Source organism: Hydrogenophaga sp. PAMC20947 (genome assembly GCF_004795855.1).
In the GTDB taxonomy this organism is placed as follows: domain Bacteria; phylum Pseudomonadota; class Gammaproteobacteria; order Burkholderiales; family Burkholderiaceae_C; genus Hydrogenophaga.
On the sequence record NZ_CP039252.1, the window covers coordinates 383,973 to 406,406 of the forward strand.

At 60.9% G+C, this 22,434-nt stretch carries 20 protein-coding genes and 1 other RNA gene; 11 read left to right on the forward strand and 10 right to left on the reverse strand.

All coding sequences use genetic code 11. The features are described from left to right. Positions 1-2: 2 nt before the first annotated feature. The 8 genes from E5678_RS01770 to gyrA all read right to left on the reverse strand — a co-directional run bounded on the left by E5678_RS01770 (position 3) and on the right by gyrA (position 10,616). On the reverse strand, positions 3-290 hold the full coding sequence (locus E5678_RS01770; protein ID WP_136176942.1) for a LapA family protein: 288 nt from the start codon (positions 288-290) through the stop codon (positions 3-5). Between the two features lies 1 nt (position 291). Continuing rightward, a complete protein-coding gene (locus E5678_RS01775; RefSeq protein ID WP_247596880.1) occupies positions 292-666 on the reverse strand; it encodes an integration host factor subunit beta in 375 nt (124 codons plus the stop codon). A 109-nt stretch (positions 667-775) separates the two neighbouring features. Beyond that, the gene (gene rpsA / locus E5678_RS01780; RefSeq protein ID WP_136176943.1) at positions 776-2,458 is read right to left on the reverse strand and encodes a 30S ribosomal protein S1; all 1,683 of its coding nucleotides are present in this window, start codon (positions 2,456-2,458) and stop codon (positions 776-778) included. Positions 2,459-2,647: 189 nt separating this feature from the next. After that, on the reverse strand, positions 2,648-4,699 hold the full coding sequence (locus tag E5678_RS01785; protein WP_136176944.1) for a bifunctional 3-phosphoshikimate 1-carboxyvinyltransferase/cytidylate kinase: 2,052 nt from the start codon (positions 4,697-4,699) through the stop codon (positions 2,648-2,650). A gap of 47 nt (positions 4,700-4,746) precedes the next feature. Beyond that, a complete protein-coding gene (locus E5678_RS01790) occupies positions 4,747-5,625 on the reverse strand; it encodes a prephenate dehydrogenase/arogenate dehydrogenase family protein (RefSeq protein ID WP_136176945.1) in 879 nt (292 codons plus the stop codon). Positions 5,626-5,703: 78 nt separating this feature from the next. After that, positions 5,704-6,801 carry a prephenate dehydratase gene (pheA, locus tag E5678_RS01795; RefSeq protein WP_136176946.1) on the reverse strand — a complete coding sequence of 366 codons (1,098 nt, stop codon included), beginning with the start codon at positions 6,799-6,801 and terminating at the stop codon, positions 5,704-5,706. A gap of 3 nt (positions 6,802-6,804) precedes the next feature. After that, the gene (gene serC / locus E5678_RS01800) at positions 6,805-7,911 is read right to left on the reverse strand and encodes a 3-phosphoserine/phosphohydroxythreonine transaminase (RefSeq protein ID WP_136180581.1); all 1,107 of its coding nucleotides are present in this window, start codon (positions 7,909-7,911) and stop codon (positions 6,805-6,807) included. Beyond that, positions 7,911-10,616, reverse strand: coding sequence for a DNA gyrase subunit A (gyrA, locus tag E5678_RS01805; RefSeq protein ID WP_136176947.1), 2,706 nt, complete (start codon positions 10,614-10,616; stop codon positions 7,911-7,913). The genes serC and gyrA overlap by 1 nt, the downstream gene beginning before the upstream one ends. Before the next feature lie 264 nt (positions 10,617-10,880). On the opposite strand from gyrA, the gene ompA reads away from it, so the two are divergent. From ompA to E5678_RS01835, 6 genes are all read left to right on the forward strand, one after another. Beyond that, positions 10,881-11,528, forward strand: coding sequence for an outer membrane protein OmpA (ompA, locus tag E5678_RS01810; RefSeq protein ID WP_136176948.1), 648 nt, complete (start codon positions 10,881-10,883; stop codon positions 11,526-11,528). A gap of 187 nt (positions 11,529-11,715) precedes the next feature. Further along, positions 11,716-12,420, forward strand: a complete 705-nt coding sequence (gene ubiG, locus E5678_RS01815) for a bifunctional 2-polyprenyl-6-hydroxyphenol methylase/3-demethylubiquinol 3-O-methyltransferase UbiG (protein WP_136176949.1) — start codon at positions 11,716-11,718, stop codon at positions 12,418-12,420. Between the two features lie 16 nt (positions 12,421-12,436). Continuing rightward, positions 12,437-13,102, forward strand: a complete 666-nt coding sequence (locus tag E5678_RS01820; protein ID WP_136180582.1) for an HAD-IA family hydrolase — start codon at positions 12,437-12,439, stop codon at positions 13,100-13,102. Positions 13,103-13,114: 12 nt separating this feature from the next. Continuing rightward, positions 13,115-13,504, forward strand: a transfer-messenger RNA (tmRNA) gene (ssrA, locus tag E5678_RS01825). 426 nt (positions 13,505-13,930) lie between these two features. Next, positions 13,931-14,134, forward strand: a complete 204-nt coding sequence (locus E5678_RS01830) for a putative motility protein (RefSeq protein ID WP_136176950.1) — start codon at positions 13,931-13,933, stop codon at positions 14,132-14,134. 178 nt (positions 14,135-14,312) lie between these two features. Then, entirely contained in the window at positions 14,313-15,080 is a 768-nt protein-coding gene (locus E5678_RS01835) for a 16S rRNA pseudouridine(516) synthase (protein WP_168708640.1), read from the forward strand. 7 nt (positions 15,081-15,087) lie between these two features. Here E5678_RS01835 and E5678_RS01840 read toward each other — a convergent pair whose 3' ends face one another. Together E5678_RS01840 and E5678_RS01845 are read right to left on the reverse strand one after the other, a co-directional pair. After that, positions 15,088-15,681, reverse strand: coding sequence for a hypothetical protein (locus tag E5678_RS01840; protein ID WP_136176952.1), 594 nt, complete (start codon positions 15,679-15,681; stop codon positions 15,088-15,090). A gap of 460 nt (positions 15,682-16,141) precedes the next feature. Beyond that, positions 16,142-16,966 carry an alpha/beta hydrolase gene (locus tag E5678_RS01845; RefSeq protein WP_136176953.1) on the reverse strand — a complete coding sequence of 275 codons (825 nt, stop codon included), beginning with the start codon at positions 16,964-16,966 and terminating at the stop codon, positions 16,142-16,144. Between the two features lie 120 nt (positions 16,967-17,086). On the opposite strand from E5678_RS01845, the gene E5678_RS01850 reads away from it, so the two are divergent. The 5 genes from E5678_RS01850 to glnL all read left to right on the forward strand — a co-directional run bounded on the left by E5678_RS01850 (position 17,087) and on the right by glnL (position 22,427). Then, positions 17,087-17,989: an EI24 domain-containing protein gene (locus tag E5678_RS01850; RefSeq protein ID WP_136176954.1), complete on the forward strand. Its 903-nt coding sequence runs from the start codon at positions 17,087-17,089 to the stop codon at positions 17,987-17,989. Between the two features lie 32 nt (positions 17,990-18,021). Continuing rightward, the gene (locus E5678_RS01855) at positions 18,022-18,846 is read left to right on the forward strand and encodes a molybdopterin-binding protein (RefSeq protein WP_136176955.1); all 825 of its coding nucleotides are present in this window, start codon (positions 18,022-18,024) and stop codon (positions 18,844-18,846) included. 256 nt (positions 18,847-19,102) lie between these two features. Continuing rightward, positions 19,103-20,518: a type I glutamate--ammonia ligase gene (glnA, locus tag E5678_RS01860; RefSeq protein ID WP_136176956.1), complete on the forward strand. Its 1,416-nt coding sequence runs from the start codon at positions 19,103-19,105 to the stop codon at positions 20,516-20,518. A 224-nt stretch (positions 20,519-20,742) separates the two neighbouring features. Beyond that, positions 20,743-21,276, forward strand: a complete 534-nt coding sequence (locus E5678_RS01865) for a hypothetical protein (protein ID WP_247596881.1) — start codon at positions 20,743-20,745, stop codon at positions 21,274-21,276. 119 nt (positions 21,277-21,395) lie between these two features. Beyond that, positions 21,396-22,427, forward strand: a complete 1,032-nt coding sequence (glnL, locus tag E5678_RS01870) for a nitrogen regulation protein NR(II) (RefSeq protein ID WP_247596987.1) — start codon at positions 21,396-21,398, stop codon at positions 22,425-22,427. Positions 22,428-22,434: the final 7 nt, after the last annotated feature.

Below are 22,434 nucleotides of genomic sequence, written 5' to 3' on the forward strand. Positions count from 1 at the left end.
CGTCAGAGCGTGGGCGAAGCAGAAGCGTCGGTGGACTGGGGCGTGTCGTTGGGTTTCAGGGCGGGGGGCTTGGGTGAAGCCGGTTTTCGTGCCCGCAACCACAGAGGCAGCATCACGAAGACGCCAAGGCCTACGCCGACCAGCAAAGCCGAAAACAGTGCGAGCACCAGCGGTACCTGCCATTGCGCACCAAAGAACAGGTGCACCGTGATGGCTTCCTGGTTGTTCAGCGCGAAAGCGAAGAGTGTAAAAAAAATGGCTGCGTTGAGCAGCCACATCAGGTATTTCAAATCATTCCCTCAGTGGTGGAACGATTGTAGCGATCCCAGCCGCGCCTTCAACTGGGCGTCTCGGAGTCTCGGGCGCTCGTCTGAGTATTTCGGCCGTCTTGGCGTCGACCTGTTCACGCAAGGCCTTGCCTGGCTTGAAATGGGGCACCCGTTTTTCCGGAATCATCACGCTTTCTCCCGAACGCGGGTTGCGCCCGATGCGGGGCGCGCGTCGGTTGACGGAGAAGCTGCCAAAACCACGGATCTCGATGCGATGACCTTTGACCAGCGCATCGCCCATGGCGTCCAGAATCGCCTTGACGGCAAATTCGGCATCGCGCTGGGTCAGTTGGCTAAAACGGGCAGCCAATGCCTCGACGAGGTCGGATCGGGTCATGGGATGGACTTGGCGGAGCTGAACTGTATTTATTCAATGGACCGGCCACCTGGCCGCCCCCGATGCGCAGGGCATCAGAGGCCGCCAGGCGGCCAGGTTCAAGGCTTTATCAGCTGTTGTTGTCCAGCTTGGCGCGCAACAGAGCGCCCAGGCTGGTGGTGCCGGCGTTTTCGCGGGAAGACTGCTGGCTCAGGGTCGACATGGCTTCTTGCTGGTCGACAGCATCTTTGGCCTTGATCGACAGCTGGATGTTGCGGGTCTTGCGATCCACGTTCATCACCACGGTTGACACTTCGTCGCCCTCTTTCAGCACGTTGCGCGCATCTTCCACGCGGTCACGGCTGATTTCGGAAGCACGCAGGTAACCCAACACGTCTTCGCCCAGGTCGATTTCAGCGCCCTTGGCATCCACGGTCTTGACCTTGCCGGTCACGATGGAGCCCTTGTCGTTGATCGAGACGAAGGTGGTGAACGGGTCGCCATCCAGCTGCTTGATACCCAGAGAGATGCGCTCGCGCTCGACGTCGATCGCCAAAACGATGGCGTCCACTTCCTGGCCCTTCTTGAAATTGCGCACAGCGGCTTCGCCGGGCTCATTCCAAGACAGGTCAGACAGGTGCACCAGGCCGTCGATACCGGCAGCCAGACCCACGAACACGCCGAAGTCGGTGATCGACTTGATCGGGCCCTTGACGCGGTCACCGCGCTTGGTCTGCTCGGCAAACTCGTGCCAAGGGTTGGCGCGGCATTGCTTCATGCCCAGGGAGATGCGGCGCTTGTCTTCGTCGATGTCCAAAACCATGACTTCGACTTCGTCGCCCAGCGACACCAGCTTGGAAGGCGCAACGTTCTTGTTGGTCCAGTCCATTTCGGACACGTGCACCAAGCCTTCGATGCCTGGCTCGAGTTCAACAAATGCGCCGTAGTCGGCGATGTTGGTGATCTTGCCGAACATGCGCGTGCTTTGTGGGTAGCGGCGGGCCACACCCATCCAAGGATCGTCACCCATCTGCTTCAAGCCCAGAGAAACGCGGTGCTTCTCGGTATCGAACTTGAGAATCTTGGCGGTGATTTCCTGACCAGCCGTGACCACTTCCGATGGGTGGCGAACGCGGCGCCATGCCATGTCGGTGATGTGCAGCAGGCCGTCGATGCCACCCAGGTCCACGAACGCACCGTATTCGGTGATGTTCTTGACCACGCCGTTGACGATGGCGCCTTCTTTCAGGGTCTCCATCAGCTTGGCGCGCTCTTCGCCCATGGAGGCTTCCACCACGGCACGGCGGCTCAGCACCACGTTGTTGCGCTTGCGATCGAGTTTGATGACCTTGAATTCCAGGGTCTTGTTCTCGTAAGGCGTGAGGTCTTTGGTTGGACGGCTGTCCACCAGTGAGCCTGGCAGGAAGGCACTGATGCCGTTGACCATGACCTTGAGGCCGCCCTTGACTTTGTTGCCGGTGGTACCGGTCACGAAGTCGCCGGACTCCAGGGCTTTTTCCAGAGCCATCCACGAAGCCAGGCGCTTGGCCTTGTCGCGGGACAGCAGTGTGTCGCCAAAGCCGTTTTCCACGGAGTCGATGGCCACGGCGACGAAGTCACCGACTTGCACTTCGAGCTCACCTTGGTCGTTCTTGAATTCAGCCAGAGGCACATAGGCTTCCGACTTCAGACCTGCGTTGACCACCACGTGGCTGTGTTCGATACGAACGACCTCAGCGGTGATGACTTCGCCTGAGCGCATTTCGGAGCGCTTCAGGGATTCTTCAAAGAGGGCGGCAAAAGATTCAGACATTGAGTTTCCTAAGACCGCTCATCGTCGGGACGCACCAGCTCTCCAGGAGATCCGGGCGAGGGTAACGACAGACAAAACGGTGTTGACGTTGCGGTGCAAAGCACCGCGGGGTTAAGTAAAAAAACAACCCTCCGGCCTGCGGGTTGGGAACACCCGGCTGTGCCTTTGGGGCCATCAATAGTGGCGATCTCAGGGGACTGAGAACGCCGATCGGCTTTGCCACCAGTCCAACACTTGCTGCACCGATTGCTCGATGCTCATGTGGGAGTTGTCCAGTTGCAAGGCATCTTCAGCAGGCTTGAGCGGCGCATGGGTGCGGGATGAATCCCGGACGTCGCGCGCCATCAAATCCGCCAAAAGACTTTCAATATTAGCAGGAATTCCCTTTGAAATCAACTGCTTATGGCGCCGTTGGGCCCGCTCCTCAGCGCTGGCGGTCAAAAACACCTTGAGCGCAGCCTCAGGGAAGATCACCGTGCCCATGTCGCGCCCGTCCGCCACCAGCCCGGGCAGGCGCCGAAAACTGTGTTGCAGGCGCAACAGCGCCTCACGAACTTCAGGCAAGGCAGACACCCGAGAGGCCGCCATACCGGCTGACTCGGTTCGCAAGGCGTCGGTGACGTCTTCGCCGTCAAGCCAGATGCGCTGCTGCAAGAAGCGCACTTGCAGGCTGGCGGCCAACGCACCCAGACGCTCTGCGTGAGCCGGTTGCTGCAGCGTGAGGTCGTCTGTTGCCAGACCTTGGCGGTCGGCAGCCAGGCCGACCAAGCGGTACAGGGCGCCGGAATCCAGCAGGTGGTAGCCGAGCCGATTGGCAATGTCTTCGGCCAGCGTGCCTTTGCCGGAGGCTGTCGGACCATCGATGCACATCACCGGAATCTGGTTGGGTGCCGCCTCGCAAACCGAGAAGAGGGTTTCGAAGTAGTCCGGGAAAGTCTTGCCCACACATTTGGGGTCTTCGATTCGAACCGCCAGCCCCGCCGGATTGAATGCTGCCAGGGAAAAACACATGGCGATCCGATGGTCGTCATAGGTGTGGATGGACGCGGCTTTCCAGTCTTGAACACTCGCCGGAGGCGTGATGCGGATGAAGTCGGGCCCCTCTTCGATCACGGCACCCAGCTTGCGCGACTCGATGGCCATGGCCGCGATGCGATCGGTTTCCTTGACCCGCCAGCTGGCAATGTTGCGCAGGATGGTGGTGCCATCGGCGAAGAGCGCCATCACCGCCAGGGTCATGGCCGCATCGGGGATGTGGTTGCAGTCGAGGTCAATGGCCTTGAGGGGCCAGCTGCCGCGGCTGATGTGCAAGCGGTTGGCTTCGCTGCGAATATTTGCGCCCATGAGGCGCGCTGCTTCCACAAACCGGATATCGCCCTGGATGGACGATTCGCCGACGCCTTCAATGGTGATGCCGGTGTGGCCGGGCAGGGCGGGGGCAAGGGCGCCCAGCGCAATGAAATAACTGGCCGAAGACGCATCGCCCTCCACTGCAATGCGGCCCGGGGATCTGTAGCGACTGCCCGCCGGGACCACAAAACAGGACGGGCCTTCGGTGCGGATATCCACACCGAATTTGCGCAACAGGTTGAGCGTGATGTCGATGTAGGGGCGGGAGATCAATTCCCCGACCACTTCAATCACCACATCCTGGGCCTGGGCCACCAAAGGCAAAGCCAGCAGCAGTGCAGTGAGGAACTGGCTGGAGACATCGCCCCGAACCCGGATCGGTGCGTCCAGCGACAGGCGGTGCTGATGGCCGTCGCCCAGTTTGAGAGGTGGGAAGCCTTCGAGCGCCAGGCATTGCACCGGGCATCCCAGCTGCCGCAATGCATCGACCAGATCGCCAATGGGGCGCTCGTGCATGCGGGGTACGCCGCTGAGCTCGAAGCTGGCACCCTGGGTACTGGCCAGCAGCGCCAGCGCTGCCGTGAGCGGGCGCATGGCGGTGCCCGCGTTGCCCAGGAACAGCGATGCCTCTGAGACCTTGAGCTGTCCGCCCAGGCCACCGATGCGCAAGATGCCCTCGGCCGGGCGATCGATCGGGCAGCCCAGTTGGGTCAGGGCCTGCAACATCACGCGGGTATCGTCCGAATCGAGCAGGTCAACAATGTCGGTCTGGCCTTCGCTCAGTGCGGCCAGCAGCAAAACACGGTTGGAAATGCTCTTGGAGCCGGGCAGGCGGACCGTGCCGCCAGCCATGGCAAGGGGAGGGACGTCGAGGTGGTCGATGGAATACATGCGCTCGGGATTGGGGGGCAGGGCGCCCAGGGCGTTGTTGGGCGTTTTCAGCTCTTGGGTTTGTTGGTACTCATGCGCCAGTGCGCACGAGCCTGGCTGGCCTGGTCGATCAGGGTTTCCAGGGCCTCGGCGTTGCTGCCAGAGAGGGTCTGCTCCAGCGCGTAAAGTGCGCGTTGAAAATGCCGGGATTGGGCCAGCAGCTCTTCCCGGTTGGAGATCAGGATGTCCCGCCAGACGTGTGGATCGCTGGCGGCTATGCGCGTGAAGTCCCTGAAACCAGGGCCTGCCAGCGACAAAAATTCATCTGCCTCGGCCTGTCCTTTGATGGCGTTCATCATGGCGAAGGCGATCATGTGAGGCAGGTGGCTCACGGCTGCGTAGGCAGCGTCGTGCGCCTCGGGCGACATGAGTTTGACGTCACAGCCCAAGGCTGTCCACAGCTTTTGCGCTTTGTCGATCTGCGTGGTGAGGGTGCGTTCGATGGGCGTGAGAATGACCTGGCGACCGCGGTACAAATCGGCGTCGGCGTGTTCAACACCGGCCAGCTCCTTGCCCGTGATGGGGTGGGCCGGAACAAACACGCCCACCTGGTCGCGCAGCACCCGCCGCGCCGCATCAATGACTTCGCGTTTGGTGGAGCCGACATCCATGACCAGGGTGTCCTTGGTCAGCAGGTGCCGAATGGCTTTGAATGTGGCTTCAGTGGCCGAAACCGGGACCGCCAGCAATACCAGATCGGCCCCCGACACGGCCAGCAGGGCCGAGGGTGCCTCGACGTCGATCACCCCCATCAGCCTCGCGCGCTCGGTGGTGGATGGCGATTTGCTGTAACCCACAACGCGCTTGACCAGGCCGGCGCGTTTGAGCGCCAGTGCAAACGAACCACCCATCAGGCCGCACCCGATCAGGCCAAGTTGATCAAACATGGGACTCCATCCACAGCTGGCCGTGCGCGCTCAACAGGCGCGAGGCCGTGGTTTTATTCAGGCAACAAGACAGGGGCATCATTCGCTCACCGGGTACGCACCCAGCACCTTGTAGAAGGCGCAAAGGCCTTGCAATTCTTTCAAGGCTGCGGCGACGTTCGGCTGCGAGGGGTGCCCGGCCAGGTCGATATAAAAATAGTATTCCCACTGGCCCGATTTGGCCGGGCGAGATTCAAAGCGGGTCATGGAAACGCCGTTGGTTTTCAACGGAACCAGCAGGTCGTGCACAGCACCTGGGCGGTTGGGTACCGAGACCACGAGGCTGGTGCAGTCCTTGCCCGAGACCGGTGGCATGGCCATGGTCTGGGGCAGGCTGATGACGGCAAAACGCGTGCGGTTGTAGGCCTCGTCTTGCACCGCGTGGGCCACGATGTGCAGCGCAAACTGGGCTGCGGCTCGCTCGCTTGCCAGGGCGGCCCAGGTGGGATTGGTCGCAGCCAGTCGGGCCCCTTCGGCATTGCTCGATACAGCGCGGCGCTCGGCGTTGGGCAGGTGTTGTGTCAGCCAGTTCTGGCACTGAGCCAGGGCTTGGGGGTGGGCCAGGACCACCTCAACGCCGTCAAGCGAATTGGTCTGGCGCAGCAGGTTGTGGCGGATCAGCAGGCTGACCTCGCCGACCACGTGCACGGGTGATCGCAGGAAGAGGTCAAGCGACCTCGCCACCACGCCTTCGGTGGAGTTTTCCATGCCCACAACGCCATACTGGGCCGTGCCCGCAGCGGTGGCGTGAAACACCTCGTCGAAATTGGCGCAATAGATGAGGTTGGCTGCACCGCCGAAAAACTCCACCGCAGCCTGCTCGCAGAACGTACCGGGGGGCCCCAGGACGGCCACGCGCTGAGGGGCTTCCAGAGCCAGGCAGGCCGACATGATCTCGCGCCAGATCGAGGCCACATGCTGGTTCAGCAGGGGCCCGCGGTTGGAGTCCTGAATCTTGTCGATCACCTGCGCCACGCGATCGGGCCGGAAAAAGGGCGAGCCCTCGGCGCGTTTGATCTCGCCCACCTGTTCGGCCACACGTGCACGCTGGTTCAGCAGCGACAGCAGTTGTTGGTCGAGGGAGTCGATTTGAACGCGCAGACCTGCCAGCGCGTTGGATTGGGTCGGTTGCGTCATGGGTCAGGCCTGGGTCTTCTCAAAATCGCTCATGTGGTTCACCAACGCCTGCACGCCTTCGATAGGCATGGCGTTGTACAGGCTGGCCCGCATGCCGCCGACCGACTTGTGGCCCTTCAGCTGCAGCAAACCCGCAGCCTGTGCGCCGACCAAAAAGGCTTCGTTGCGCGACTCGTCGCGCAGGAAGAAGGGCACATTCATGCGCGAGCGGCATCCGGTGGCGACGGTGTTCCGATAAAGCTGCGAACCATCGATGAAGTCGTACAGCAGGGCTGCTTTGGCGATGTTGCGTTGCTCGATGGCTGCTATGCCGGAGGCGCTGTCTGCGGTCTGGCGCTTGAGCCACTGGAAGGTCAGGCCCGCCATGTAAATGGCATAGGTGGGAGGCGTGTTGTACATGGAGCCGTTGTCGGCCACCATCTTGTAGTCAAACGCGCTGGGGCACGCGGCCAGCGCATGGCCCAGCAAGTCTTCGTGCACCACCACCAGCGTGAGCCCGGCAGGCCCGAGATTTTTCTGTGCACCACCAAAGGCCAGACCGACACGCGACCAGTCCACCGGGCGCGAAGCCACGTGGGATGAAAAATCGATCACCAGCGGCGCTTCGCTGCCCAGGGCCTTGAGGTCGGGCAGTTCGTGAAACTCCACGCCGTTGATGGTCTCGTTGCTGCAAATGTGCACGTACTGCGCGTCGGCGCTGATTTGCCATTCGGCCGGGGAGGGCAGGCGGGTGTGTGCATCGGCTTCGTTGCTCGCCACCACCTTGGCTGTGGCGTATTTGCGGGCTTCCTTGGCAGACTTCTGGCTCCAGCTGCCAGTGACCACAAAATCAACCACGCCGCCCCGCGAGAGGTTCATGGGGACGATTGCGTTCTCCGCCAGTCCGCCACCTTGCATGAACAGGATGCGGAAGTTGGCGGGCACCGCCAGCAGCTCGCGCAGGTCCCGCTCAGTGGTTTCGATGATGGACATGAAAGCTTTGCCGCGGTGGCTCATCTCCATCACGCTCATGCCGCTGCCTTGCCAGTCGAGCATCTCGGCGGCTGCTTGCTGCAACACCGCCTCGGGCATGGCGGCAGGACCGGCTGAAAAATTAAACGGTCGCCGCATCATTCGGCATCCGTTCCTTCGCCGTCCGCTGCCGGTTCCTGGCTTTCTTCGTTTTCGGCGGCCTCGCTGCCATCGGCGATTTCGGGCACATTGGCGTCGTTTTCAACAATGCGTTGCAGGCCAGAGAGTTCAGACCCATCGTCCAGTGCGATCAGGGTGACGCCTTGCGTGGCCCGGCCCATTTCGCGGATCTCGCTCACGCGGGTGCGCACCAGAACACCGGTGTCGGTGATCAGCATGATTTGATCGTCGCTGTGCACCAAGGTGGCCGCAACCACCTTGCCATTTCGCTCGCTTTGTTGAATGGCGATCATGCCTTTGGTACCCCGGCCATGGCGGGTGTATTCGCCAATGGGTGTGCGCTTGCCGTAACCGTTGATGGTCGCGGTGAGCACGCTGGTGCGCGCAGAAGCAGCATCCTCACCCTGCGGCTCGTCGCTTTCGGCGACCAGCATGGCGATCACGTTTTGTGTTTCATCGATGGCCATGCCACGCACACCGCGCGCATTGCGGCCCATGGGGCGCACATCATTTTCATCGAAGCGCACGGCCTTGCCGCCGTCGCTGAACAGCATCACGTCGTGCTTGCCGTCTGTCAGCGCTGCCCCGATCAGGAAGTCGCCCTCATCCAGGCCCACGGCAATGATGCCGGCCTTGCGGGGGTTGCTGAAGTCGGCCAGTGGTGTCTTTTTCACGGTGCCCATGGAGGTTGCCATGAACACATATTGGTCGTCGGGGAACTTGCGCGCCTCGCCGGTCAGCGCCAGCACCACGTTGATCTTTTCGCCTTCGTCGAGAGGGAACATGTTCACGATGGGGCGGCCACGTGATCCGCGCGAACCCGCAGGCACTTCCCAGACCTTGAGCCAATACAAACGCCCACGGTTGGAGAAACAAAGAATGTAGTCGTGCGTGTTGGCGATGAAGAGCTGATCGATCCAGTCGTCTTCTTTGGTGGCCGTGGCCTGCTTGCCGCGGCCACCCCGCTTTTGCGAGCGGTATTCGGAGAGCGGCTGGCTCTTGATGTAACCGCTGTGGCTGAGCGTGACCACCATATCGGTGGGCGTGATCAGGTCTTCGGTAGAGAGGTCTTGAGCGCTGTGCTCGATTTCGCTGCGGCGGGCACCCAGCTTGGTCTGGCCGAATTCGGTCTTCACTTCAATCAGCTCGTCGCCAATGATGATGGAGACGCGCTCGGGTTTGGACAGGATGTCGAGCAGATCATCGATCACGCTCATGACATCCTTGTACTCCACCACGATCTTGTCCTGCTCCAGGCCGGTCAGGCGCTGCAGGCGCATTTGCAGAATCTCTTGCGCCTGGGTCTCTGACAAGCGGTACAGCCCGTCGCTGCCCATGCCAAATTCCCGCTCCAAACCATCGGGGCGGTAGTCGTCGGCGTTGATCACATCGCCATCGGCCTTGGCGCGGGTGAGCATTTCGCGCACCAGTGCGCTGTCCCAGCTGCGGGTCATCAGCTCGGCCTTGGCGACCGGCGGCGTGGGCGACTCGCGGATGATCTTGATGAAGTCATCGATGTTGGCCAGTGCAACCGCCAAGCCTTCCAGCACATGGCCGCGCTCGCGGGCCTTGCGCAGGTTGAACACGGTGCGCCGCGTCACAACTTCACGGCGGTGCTCCAGGAAGACCTGAATCAGGTCTTTCAAGTTGCACAACTTGGGCTGCCCGTCGATCAGGGCCACCATGTTGATGCCGAAGGTGTCTTGCAGCTGCGTTTGTTTGTAGAGGTTGTTGAGCACAACCTCGGGCACTTCGCCGCGCTTGAGCTCGATCACCAGGCGCATACCCGATTTGTCGGACTCGTCCTGGATGTGGCTGATACCTTCGATCTTCTTTTCGTGCACCAGCTCGGCAATGCGCTCTTGCAGCGTCTTTTTGTTGACCTGGTAGGGCAGCTCGTCAACGATGATGGACTGGCGCTGGCCTTTGTCGATATCTTCAAAGTGGCACTTGGCGCGCATCACCACACGACCGCGCCCTGTGCGGTAGCCGTCTTTGACGCCCGTCATGCCGTAGATAATGCCGGCCGTGGGGAAATCGGGGGCGGGGATGATTTCCATCAGCTCATCGATGGAAGCTTCCGGGTTCTTGAGCAGGTGCAGACAGGCGTCGATGGACTCGTTCAGGTTGTGCGGAGGGATGTTGGTGGCCATGCCGACCGCGATGCCACCCGAGCCATTGACCAGCAAATTGGGGAAGCGCGCGGGCATCACCAGCGGCTCTTTTTCCGAGCCGTCGTAGTTGGGGCCGAAGTTCACTGTTTCTTTGTCGAGATCGGCGAGCAACTCGTGGGCGATCTTGGACATGCGAATTTCGGTGTAGCGCATGGCGGCAGCGTTGTCGCCGTCAACCGACCCGAAGTTGCCCTGACCATCCACGAGCATGTGGCGCAGTGAAAAATCCTGCGCCATGCGAACGATGGTGTCGTAGACCGCGCTGTCGCCGTGCGGGTGGTATTTACCGATCACATCGCCCACGATACGCGCCGACTTTTTATAGGGGCGGTTCCAGTCGTTGTTGAGCTCGTGCATGGCAAACAACACGCGCCTGTGCACCGGTTTCAAGCCATCGCGGGCGTCAGGCAGAGCCCGGCCCACAATCACGCTCATGGCGTAATCCAGATAGCTGCGGCGCATCTCCTCTTCCAGGCTGATGGGCAGGGTTTCTTTGGCGAACTGTGTCATGTGATGTATTTGGAATGCGTGGCAAGGTCCGGAAACAACCTTTCATTTTAGGCGCCCCGCCGAACCCGCTCAAAAAGCCCTTTTTGTTGCTGCGACGCAACATTCTAGGCTGATGAGAACAAACTCGTTACACCCCCTGCCCGGGGGCGACCTTGTTTGTAACCGGGCTTGTGGCACAATAAATTAAGCGTTTTTAGTGGTGGTCACTTCAAGCGTCCATGTTGATTTACAGCCCTGACGGCTGCTCACTCCAAGAGGAAAACCATGAAAAAACTGAATAAAGTGGCAATGCTGATTGCATCCGCAACCGTGGCGTTCGCTGCCAGCGCTCAGTCCAACGACAACTGGGTGAACGGCAGTGGCGACCTGCAGTGGAAAAACGGCGACGGTTCGCTGTGCTGGCGTGATGCCGCCTGGACCCCAGCCACGGCTGGCAAGGGTTGCGATGGCGCCATCGTTCCTGCAGCCGCTCCGGCTCCAGCACCGGTCGCAGCCGCACCCGCTCCTGCTGCAGCTGCACCCGCACCTGTTGCCGCTCCAGCACCCGCTCCTGCCGCCACCAAGGTGACCTACGCTGCCGATGCCTTCTTCGACTTCGACAAAGCCGTGGTCAAGCCAGAAGGCAAAGCCAAGCTGGACGACCTCGCTGGCAAAGTCGGTGCGATCAACCTGGAAGTTGTGATCGCTGTCGGCCACACCGACTCGGTGGGTTCGTCCGCTTACAACCAGGCTCTGTCGGTTCGCCGTGCTGAAGCTGTGAAGGCTTATCTGGTGAGCAAGGGCATCGAAAGCAACCGCGTTTACACCGAAGGCAAGGGCCTGACCCAGCCAGTGGCTGACAACGCAACCCGCGAAGGCCGCGCTAAAAACCGCCGCGTGGAAGTTGAAGTTGTGGGCACCCGCGCCAACTGATGCTTGAAAGCTTCCTGCGTCGCTGACGCAGAAACCCCAGAATTCGTTCTGGGGTTTTTTTTCGTCCTCAAGTGTCTCTCCGTCACCTGTTGAAGGCCGTGGTCAGGCGAGCCGGTCTTCATAGATTCGGGAAACAACAACCCTGTCTGACGGGAATCACCACCGGTGGCGTGTAAAAATCGGGTCTATGAACACTGTCAATGCCGATCCGGCCGAACTGGCCAAATTCTCAGAGCTGGCCCATCGCTGGTGGGATACAGAAAGCGAATTTCGCCCCCTGCACCAGATCAACCCCTTGCGGCTGAACTGGATCGATGGTCTGGCCCCGCTGGCAGGCAAGCGTGTCCTGGACATCGGTTGCGGCGGCGGCATATTGTCGGATTCGATGGCGCGCAAGGGTGCGGAGGTGACCGGCATTGATCTGGCCGCCAAGGCGCTTCGCGTGGCGCAACTGCATGCGCTGGAGGCCAGTACCACGGGGGTGACCTACCGGGAAATCAGTGCTGAGGCCATGGCCGAGGAGCAGCCTGCATCGTTTGATGTGGTGACTTGCATGGAGATGCTGGAGCACGTGCCGGACCCTGCGTCGGTTGTCAAAGCGTGCGCCCAGTTGGTCAAGCCGGATGGCTGGGTCTTTTTCTCAACCATCAACCGAAACGCCAAGGCCTTTCTGATGGCCATCGTCGGAGCGGAGTACGTGCTCCAGATGATCCCCAGGGGCACCCACGAATACGCCAAACTGATCAAGCCCAGCGAGCTGGCAAGCTATTGCCGGTCGGCTGGGCTTGAGCTGGGCCTCACGCGTGGTCTGGAGCACAACCCGCTGACGCAGCGCTATTGGCTCAGCGATGACACCAGCGTGAACTACATGATTTCCACCCGCAAGCTGTAGGAACAACATGTCGACTGTGATGCGTGGTGTTCGCGCCGTGTTGTTTGACCTGGACGGCACCTTGCTGGACAGCGCTCCAGATCTGGCCGCTGCGGCTGACCAGTTGCGGGTGCGTGGCGGTTTGCCGTCGTTGCCGTTGAACCAATACCGTGCCCATGCGGGAGCCGGTGCCCGGGGCATGCTCCGTGTCGCCTTTGATATCGGTCCGGAACACGCAAGCTTTGATCAACACAAGGCGGCGTTTTTTTCCCTCTATGAACGGTCACTCACCGAGCGCACAGTCGCGTTTGACGGGGTGGACGCCATGCTGGCGGCCTTGAACGCAAGTGGGCTGGCCTGGGGCGTGGTGACCAACAAAGCGCAGCGCTTTGCATTGCCGTTGACCGGAGCGATGCCCATGTTCAACGGGGCGGCTGCGATTGTGTGTGGAGACACCACGCCACACGCCAAACCCCACCCGGAGCCGGTGCTGGAAGCTGCGCGGCGGGTCGGCTTTGCCCCGGCAGACTGCATCTACGTGGGCGACGACTTGCGGGACATCCAGGCGGGCAAGGCGGCGGGTATGCGCACCGTGGCTGCTTGCTATGGTTATCTCGGTCCGGACGCTGATGTGGACACCTGGGGTGCAGACGCAAAAGTGAATTCTCCCCTTGAGCTATTGAAATTGCTGGATCTGCCTTAAACTAGAGGTTCAGGGGCTGCACTGGTTTCGACGTGGGTTCGGACGCGTGGCAGGGCATGTCGAGGTTCTGTTACCTCGTAAAACCGCAGAAAAAAAACTAACTGCAAACGACGAACGTTTCGCACTCGCCGCTTAATTGCCGGTGAGCTTTGCAACAGCAGGCCTATGGGCTGGGCAAGGGTTCGAACGGCGCAAGCCGCGAGAGTCCAGGCTGCAAAGATAATTTAGTAGGCTGGTCGTGCGTCGGGTAACTTGGCGTGCGGTGAGATCTAAGGTTGCTGGCTTTCCTTTCAGCGTGTCGCTGCGCGGCTTGGGAAGTGAGACTCAAATCAGACGACTACACATGTAGAACTGTACGAAGAAGGCTTGCGGACGGGGGTTCAAATCCCCCCAGCTCCACCATACCCTGTGACAAAGGCCGCTAGGAATAACCACCTAGCGGCCTTTTTCTTTGGAAAATCAACGGCTTAGCGTGCAATGGCGTCTAGGGGCGTACATGGACAGCTAACCCCCGTTTCGCGCGCGCAGGGGTGACCTCGCTGTTCGCTTAAGGCCGCTTCGCCCAGTCGCGCATTCGCTTCGAACCGTGCCGCGGGCGTCCCGGGGGTGGTGCCCGTGATTCAAGTTGCTCGGGCTTCTTGCCGATGGTTGAAGGAAGCTCCCCAGGGTTTTCGCCTTGTGCGCCAAGTGCGCTTTCGAAATGGTCCTTCAAGGCGAGAGCTCGGCGGCCGCTACTTGCATCGCCGCTTGTGCCTTCGCGCATGCCTGTGTGCGGCACCCTTGCGGCGCGCTCGGAGCTTGCTCAATCAATCACACAAAGGAGTCGTCATGGATGTATCGCCGGCATTGTTGGTCGATCGTGTCCTTCAGACTCAGCAGGGCAGTACCGTTCAAGCGGGGCAGTTTCGTCTGATGAAGGAGGCCATGAACATGCAGGAATCGGCAGCCCAGTCCTTGCTGAACGCTGTGGCTGGGGACTTGCCCCTGGCCACCGATGGCACCTTGGGAACCCAAGTCAACACCATGGCCTGAAGCGGGACGGGAGGAGCACGGTTTGTAGACACTGGCCTGGGTGCAGAGGCATCCTCACCTAAAATGGAGCCCCCCGCAGGCCGGGACAACGCTTAGCTTCGCCGCCGATCCCTGGATTGTGGCGAAGCTTTGAAAGGTGCTCGCCTGTCTCTATTCATCCAATCGATCGTTCGACATGCTGGCGCTCCAGGACATTCTTTTTTCACAAGGTTTTGGTACCCGCCGTGTTTGTTCGGGGCTGGTGCAGCAGGGATGGGTGCAGGTGGGTGAGGGGCGCGAGCCTTGCAACGATCCTGTGCAAGGCTTCGATCCGCAGGGCTTTGTCTTCTGGGTGCAAGATCAGCGCTGGACCTACCACGCGCTGGCGTACCTGGTCTTGAACAAGCCGGCGGGTTATGAGTGTTCGCAAAAGCCGAGCACGTATCCCAGTGTGTACACCCTGCTACCAGGGCCGTTGCGTGAACGGGGTGGCGGTGCGGCGGCTGGCGTCCAGGCGGTCGGCCGACTCGATCAGGACACCACGGGCTTGCTGCTGATGTCGGACGATGGCAAATTCATTCACCGGATGACGTCACCCCGGCACCATGTGCCCAAAGTCTATGAAGCGCAGCTCAAGCATCCGATCACGCCTGATCAGGTGACCCGTTTGCTGGAAGGGGTGGTGCTGGACGACGATCCCAAGCCGGTGAAGGCCCAGGCTTGTTCCGCCGAAGGCGAGCGGCACTTGCGCTTGACTCTGACCGAGGGCAAGTACCACCAAGTGAAGCGCATGGTAGCGGCTGTTGGCAATCGCGTTGAATCGTTGCACCGCTCCACAATTGGAGGACTGAGTCTGGAGGGGGGGTTGGCCGAAGGGCAGTGGCGATGGCTGACCGATGCGGAGATTCAGGCGCTGACGCTCAAAGTGCCGCCCCAATCGACTTCACCCGTTCAGCCCACTGCCTGACCTGGAATTAGAGCAGGTCGCCCTTGCGGCTGTCGAGCGGGATCAGGAACGAGTTGTCTTGCCACTGGGAGCCCAGATCGCCGGCCCGTGTGTCGCCAGTGGTGCTGCTGGGCCAGTTGGACAGGGGGCTGAAGTCGCTGTTGCGGCTGCCGCGTTGTTTGTTGAGCGCCGACCTCAAGTTGGCCTGTGCAGAGATAAGGGCGCGCTCTTCCAGCTCCCGTTCGCGCATGGTTTGCGCCGTGGGCGTCTCGCCGAGAAATTCGCTCCGAATTTCAGTGACGGTGGGCAGGCTGCTGGATCTGACCACCCAGTAGGGCAGCTCACATTGCGTCAGCAAAGAGTGTTTAAGCAAACGGGTGCTGCGCGGCAAGGCATTTTTGCCTGGCACATCCAGGCAGCCCACCACACGACCATCGGCCTTGCAAATGGTGAAGGTGCAATACACCCCGCCGAGCAAGCTGTACCAGTCCATGCCTTGTTCTTGCTCGCGGGGCATGGTGAAGCGGGTCACCGGCAGCTTGATCATCACGTGATGATCGTAGAAGGCCCGCGACAACCAGTGCCACACGCGGGCTTCTTCGCTGTTGGTGATCGAGCGCACGCTCAGTGGCCAGTGTTTGGGAATGCGTCTGCGTGACTGGATTTTCCGTTTGTTCCAGACGTGGTGCAGCCCAGCTCCGAGCACCAAGAGTGCCGGTGCCAGTACAGCCAGCAGCCAGGGGTTGTTCCACACAGTCGTTTACGGGCGCACGGCCCATCCTTGTAATAGTTGTATCAAATGTAATCAATTGCTCGAGGTTTCGAGCGATTGCGGGCCCGACGAAGCGCCATTAGCGTGAAATCTTTGGTGAAAGGTGGGGTCTTGTGGACCTTCTTTGCGCTCGAGGGCGTGTTTCGTCGCGAGTGCTGTCCAGTTTTATGGGCGTGGTGCGTTGAGAGGAGGGCAGAAAGGGCCGTTCAAACACCTGAAAAACCGGATTTGGGGCGGAGGAGGTCTGATTGTGCCGAGGGTGGGCGGGTGCGGCTATCCCCCAAACAGGGCAGCAAAGCTGGCGCCAGACTTACGGGCAGCTGTCCACGAAAGCACGAATGGCTTCAATCGCGGCGTCTGGCGCGTCCCGGTGCGGGCTGTGGCCACAACCGGGGAGGAGTCGCGTCTGGGCTTGGGGTGCTGCCTGGGCGATGTCATGCAGTTGACGCAATGAGCCGTATTCGTCGTCCAGTCCTTGCATCAAAAGCAACGGTGCGGTGAGTGCGCGGCAGTTTGGGCGGATATCGAAGTGGCGAAAAGCTGCGCTGAGCCAGATGTCGTTCCATTGCCAGAAGGCGTTGTCTGCGTCGAGGTGGTGGCGCGCGAGCTTGGTCCGCAGCGTTGCGTTGTCTGCCAGAAAACTGTCTCGGGCATGCTCGATGGACCGGATGGTCATGTCTTCAACGAAGGCATGGGGTGCCATGGCCACGCAGGCGCTGACGGAGTGGAGGCTGGCGTGGATCAAGGCAATGGTGGCGCCGTCGGAATGACCGACCAGGAGTGGGGCGGTGATCCCCAGCGTTTTGAACAAGGCGGGCAAAACGCCCACGGCTTCACGGTGCATGTAGTCGGGCGCATGACGGCCCGTGGACCAGAGCGGGGATGTGCGGTCCGGGGGGTGATGCGGGCTGCGCACATCGGGGACGGGGTCTGACTGCCCGTAGCCCCGCCTCGAGTACAGCCATCCGGCCCGTCCGGTGGCTGCGCACAGTTCGGCTGGCCAGTTCCGCCCGCGTTGCGTCCACGTGGAAATGCTGCCCAGGCCCTCGTGCAGAAAGACCAAGGGCGATTTTGCGCTGGGCCCGGCGATGTGGGCCACCTCGATGTGGACGCCTTCGAGCTCGATGTGGGTCATGCGCGCATCTTAGTGGTCTGCCCTCGGCGCATTGCCCGGGGGCTCTCAGGTCCATCGCCGTCTGTGGGCTGGACGTGCGGGCCCCTGTCGGGCCGTCCGAAAACCTGTATTCTTCTCCGCATGAAACTGATGTTGGATTCGTTCTGGCGGGCGGCGGCCTATTGTGTGCATCCACGGGTGATCGGCCTGTCTTTTCTGCCGCTGGTCTTGATGGTGGTGGCGTCGTTTGGGCTGGGGTATTTTTTCTGGGAAGACACGGTGGCGTCGGTGGCTGCCTGGTTGGAGAGCTACCAGCTGATGCAGGCGTTTCTGGGGTGGCTGGAGCGCATCGGCATGGAATCGCTGCGCACCGTATTTGCACCTTTGTTTGTGCTGATTCTGGCGACGCCGGTCATCGTTGTCGTTTGTTTGCTGCTGGTCGCGGTGTTCATGACGCCCACGATGGTGGCCATGGTGGGGCGCCGGCGTTTTGCCGGCCTGGAGCTCAAACAAGGGGGCTCGCTGGTGGTGAGCATTCTCTGGTCCCTGGGATCGACGTCGCTGGCCGTGCTGGCGCTCGTTGTGTCGATGCCTTTGTGGTTGATCCCTCCGTTGGTGCTGGTGTTGCCTCCGGTCATTTGGGGGTGGTTGACCTACCGGGTATTTGCCTTTGACGCGCTGGCCAGCCATGCCAGCGTCGAAGAGCGCAAGACCCTCTTGCGCGAGAATCGCAGCAGCCTCTTGCTGATGGGGATACTGAGCGGGTACATGGGCGCAGCGCCCAGTCTGCTGTGGGCATGGGGCGCCTTTGCGATCGTGCTGGCGCCTGTTTTGGTCCCCGTGGCGATCTGGATATACACCTTGGTGTTTGCCTTTGCGTCGTTGTGGTTTGCCCACTTCTGCCTGGCGGCCCTGGCCAAGCTGCGCGGCCTCGGGGACGTTGACGTGCTGGATGCCGACCCGACGCAGGCGGCGGCTCGCCCGGAGCTGCCATTGTTGGAGCGGGTACCGCCGCAAGACGCAGACGGTGCTACTGCGCGTTAAAAAAAATTCATTTGCATGTTTCTGCTGGTTCTATGACTGCTTCTTCTGCACCGGCCTTCGGCCTGATCATCATTGGTGACGAAATCCTGTCGGGCCGACGTGCCGACAAACACCTGCCCAAAGTCATCGAGTTGATGCAAGCGCGGGGGCTTAACCTGTCTTGGGCGACGTGTGTCGGGGACGACCGGGCCCGCATCACGGCCACTTTGCGCGATGCGTTGGGCTCAGGGGACGCCGTGTTTTCCTGCGGTGGCATCGGGGCGACACCCGACGATCACACCCGTCAGTGCGCCGCAGCGGCGCTGGGCAGCGAGCTGGCCTTGCACCCCGAGGCGCGCACCTTGATCGAGCAGCGCATGCGGGAGGTGGCGCTGGAGCAGGGGAAAGTGTTTGATCCAGACCGAGCCGACAACGTGCACCGGTTCAACATGGGCGTGTTTCCGCAGGGCGCACGCATCATCAACAACCCGTACAACAAGATTCCCGGTTTTTCGTGCGATGGGCCGGGTGGCGGTTCGGTGCATTTTGTTCCGGGTTTTCCGGTGATGGCCTGGCCCATGATCGAATCGGTTCTTGACACCGAGTACAGCGCCTGGCACCGAGCCGACGCCTGGCAGGAACGCTCTGTCGTCGTGATGGGGTCCATGGAGGCTGCGCTCACGCCCTTGATGGAGCAGATCGAGCGGGATCACGCGGTGAAGGTGTTCAGTCTGCCGAGCGTGGACCACCCGCAATACGGGCGCCATATTGAATTGGGGGTCAAGGGGGATCCGGTCGCTGTGGGCGTGGCGTTTGACGTGCTGCTGGTTGGCCTGGCTGCACTGGGCGCCGAGTTGGGCCCCGAAATGGTGCGTTGATCGAAATTCACCAAATGGGTGCGTTTCAGGTTTTTCGCTCTTTTTTGGTGCATTTGGACGGCGGGCGGTCCTTGGTCATCGAAAGCGGTGCAATGCGCCCGTGTCCAGAGTGGCTGCGCCCTGTGTCTGCGCGATAATTCTGAATGAAGGTCGTCTGCGCCGGTTTGCCAGCGTGCACGGTCAGAGGGCTGGCACAGAAACTGCGTGTCATGCCAAGTCGTAAGTTCAATCCCTCATTCAGAAACAGGAGTATTTGATGGCCAAGACCGTCGCAGACGTGATGCAAATGGTGAAAGACAACGAAGTCAAATTCGTTGATTTCCGTTTCACCGATACCCGTGGCGCACAACAGCACACCACGGTGCCAGTGTCCCATTTTGATGAAGAGAAATTCACCTCGGGTCATGCGTTTGATGGCTCGTCCATTGCTGGCTGGAAGGGCATCGAAGCCTCTGACATGCAGCTGGTTCCCGATCCCAGCACTGCCAATATTGATCCCTTCTACGAAGAGACCACGCTGATCCTCACCTGCGACGTGATCGAGCCCACCGATGGCAAGTCGTATGACCGCGATCCGCGTTCCATCGCCAAGCGCGCTGAGGCTTACCTCAAGGCCTCCGGTCTGGGCGATACCGCTTTCTTCGGACCAGAGCCAGAATTCTTCTTGTTTGACGGCGTGCGCTGGAGCACGTCTCCAGGCCACACCTTCTACGAAATCGAAGAGTACGAAGCTCCCTGGAACAAGGGCGCCAAGCTCGAAGGCGGCAACCGCGGCCACCGTCCCTCGGTCAAAGGCGGCTATTTCCCTGTGCCTCCCGTCGACAGCACGCAAGACATGCGCGCCGAGATGTCGCTGATTCTCGAATCGTTGGGCATTCCGGTCGAGGTGTTCCACCACGAAGTGGCTGGCGCCGGACAGAACGAGATCGGCACGCGCTTCAGCACCTTGGTGCAACGCGCTGACTGGACGATTTTGCAAAAGTATGTGGTGCACAACGTGGCCAATGCCTATGGCAAAACCGCGACCTTCATGCCCAAGCCCTACGCCGGCGACAACGGCAGCGGCATGCACGTGCACCAGTCGGTCTGGAAAGACGGCAAGAACCTGTTCGCTGGCGACGGCTACGCGGGCCTGAGCGAATTCGCGTTGTACTACGTGGGCGGTATCATCAAGCACGCCCGTGCACTCAACGCCATCACCAACCCGGGAACCAACAGCTACCGTCGTTTGGTGCCTCACTTCGAAGCACCTGTGAAGCTGGCTTACTCGGCGAAGAACCGCTCGGCTTCGATCCGCATTCCTTACGTGGCCAACCCCAAGGGCCGCCGCGTGGAAGCCCGCTTCCCCGATCCACTGATGAACCCCTACCTGGGTTTCGCCGCGCTGTTGATGGCCGGTCTGGATGGCGTGGAAAACAAGATCCATCCGGGCGAAGCCGCCACCAAGGATCTCTACCACCTGCCACCCGAAGAAGACAAGTTGATCCCGACCGTGTGCCACAGCCTGGACCAGGCGCTGGAGTACCTTGACAAGGATCGCGCGTTCTTGACCAAGGGCGGTGTGTTCACCGACTCCATGCTCGATGCCTACATCGAACTGAAGATGGCCGAAGTGAACCGCACCCGCGTGGAAGTGGCACCTGTCGAATACGACATGTACTACAGCCTGTGATGCAGGGCCCGGCGCCTGCCGGGCCATGAGCGGCACTTTAGTGACCGCGACACCCCTAAAAAGGGACGGTGCAAACCGTCCCTTTTTGCATGGAGTGCAGCATATTCGCAACCCGTCAGGGGCAAACTGGCACTTTTTCGGCGGAATTCGGTCATACTGAAAATTGATCGAATTTGCGCTGTTGGGCGCCCGGAGATGCTGTGAAGTTGATGTCTGTACAAAAAATGTCCCCCTGTTCATGGATGGCTGCCGCCCTTGCGGCGGCAGCTGGCTTGATGCTCGCGACTGCGGTGCAAGCCCAGGAAAAAATTTATCGCTGTGGCAACGAGTACATCAACAACGCCAACGAAGCCAAGAACCGGGGTTGCAAGCCCATGGAAGGCGGCAACATCACCATCATCCAGGGCACCGCACCCCAGCGCGCCAGCGCGCCCAGCGCGTCTAAAGCGAGCTCGGCGCCACGTGCCAGCGGTTCGAGAATCGACACGTCAGAACAGCGCTCACGCGACAGCGATGCCCGGGTCATTCTGGAGTCGGAGCTGAACAAGGCCGAGGATCGGCTGGTGCAGGCCAAAAAGGCCTATGCGAATGGTGAGCCCGAGAAAGAGGGCATTGAGTCGCGCAACTACCAGCGCTACCTCGATCGTGTCGCGGAGCTCAAGGCGGCCGTGGCACGGGCTGAAAGTGATGCGATCAGCATTCGCCGCGAATTGGACCGCCTCGGCCCGGCAAAAGAGGCCAGTTCTGCCGCAAAATAGGCGGCTTGAAAAAGCCTGACCCCACCCCCGAAATCCCCTCTGCCGCTCGCCGCCGCACGGTGACCGCTCCTCGCGCTTCGCGCGCAAAGACGGTGCCTGCTGTGCAACGGTTCCAGACCCTGGACTTGTTGGCCACGCTGGTGGCGGTGGTGGCCTATGACGGCACGGTCCTGTTTGCCAATGCGGCGCTGGAAGATGCCCTGGGCATGTCGCGCCGCAGCATCGGTGGGTCGCGCTTTCAAGAGCACCTGACCGAGCCCGCTCAGCTTGATAGCGCACTGCAGGGCGCGAGTGGAAACGAGTTTGCGGCCATGCGCTACGACGGCTGGCTCAGGCGTCCGGGATACGAGGCGCTGCCCGTGCACGTGGTGGTCGCGCAAACCGATACCGATGGCGAGGTGATCGTGGAACTGTTGCCCCTGGAGCAGCAAACCCGCCAGGAACGCGAAGAGCGCCTGATGGATCAGGCCCAGGCCAACAAAGAATTGATCCGCAACCTCGCCCATGAAATCAAGAACCCGCTGGGCGGCATCCGTGGGGCGGCGCAACTGCTGCAGATGGACCTGGAGTCCAAGGATCTGATCGAATACACGCAGGTGATCATTCACGAGGCGGATCGCCTGCAGTTGCTGGTGGACCGATTGCTGGCGCCCCACCGCAGTCCGCACGTGGTGGGCGATGTCAATATCCATGAAGTGTGTGAGCGGGTGCGCTCGCTGATCCTGGCCGAGTTTCCCAAGGGTCTGCGGGTGGTGCGGGACTACGACGCGTCCATTCCGGAGTTCAGGGGTGACCGGGAGCAGTTGATCCAGGCCGTGCTGAACATCGTCCACAACGCCGCACAGGCGCTTGCAGACCGCATTTCAACGCAGGATGCGCAGATCATTTTGCGCACGCGGGTCGGGCGCCAGCTGACTTTCGGCAAGCAGCGGTACCGCCTGGCATTGGAATTGCATGTGATCGATAACGGGCCTGGCATTCCAGACTCGATCAAGGACCGCATCTTCTATCCCCTGGTCTCGGGGCGCGACGGTGGGTCTGGCCTGGGGCTGACGCTGGCGCAGACGTTTGTGCAGCAACACCACGGCTTGATCGAGTGTGAAAGTGTGCCGGGCCAGACGGATTTCAAGATCTTGATTCCGTTGCCTTAAAACGATC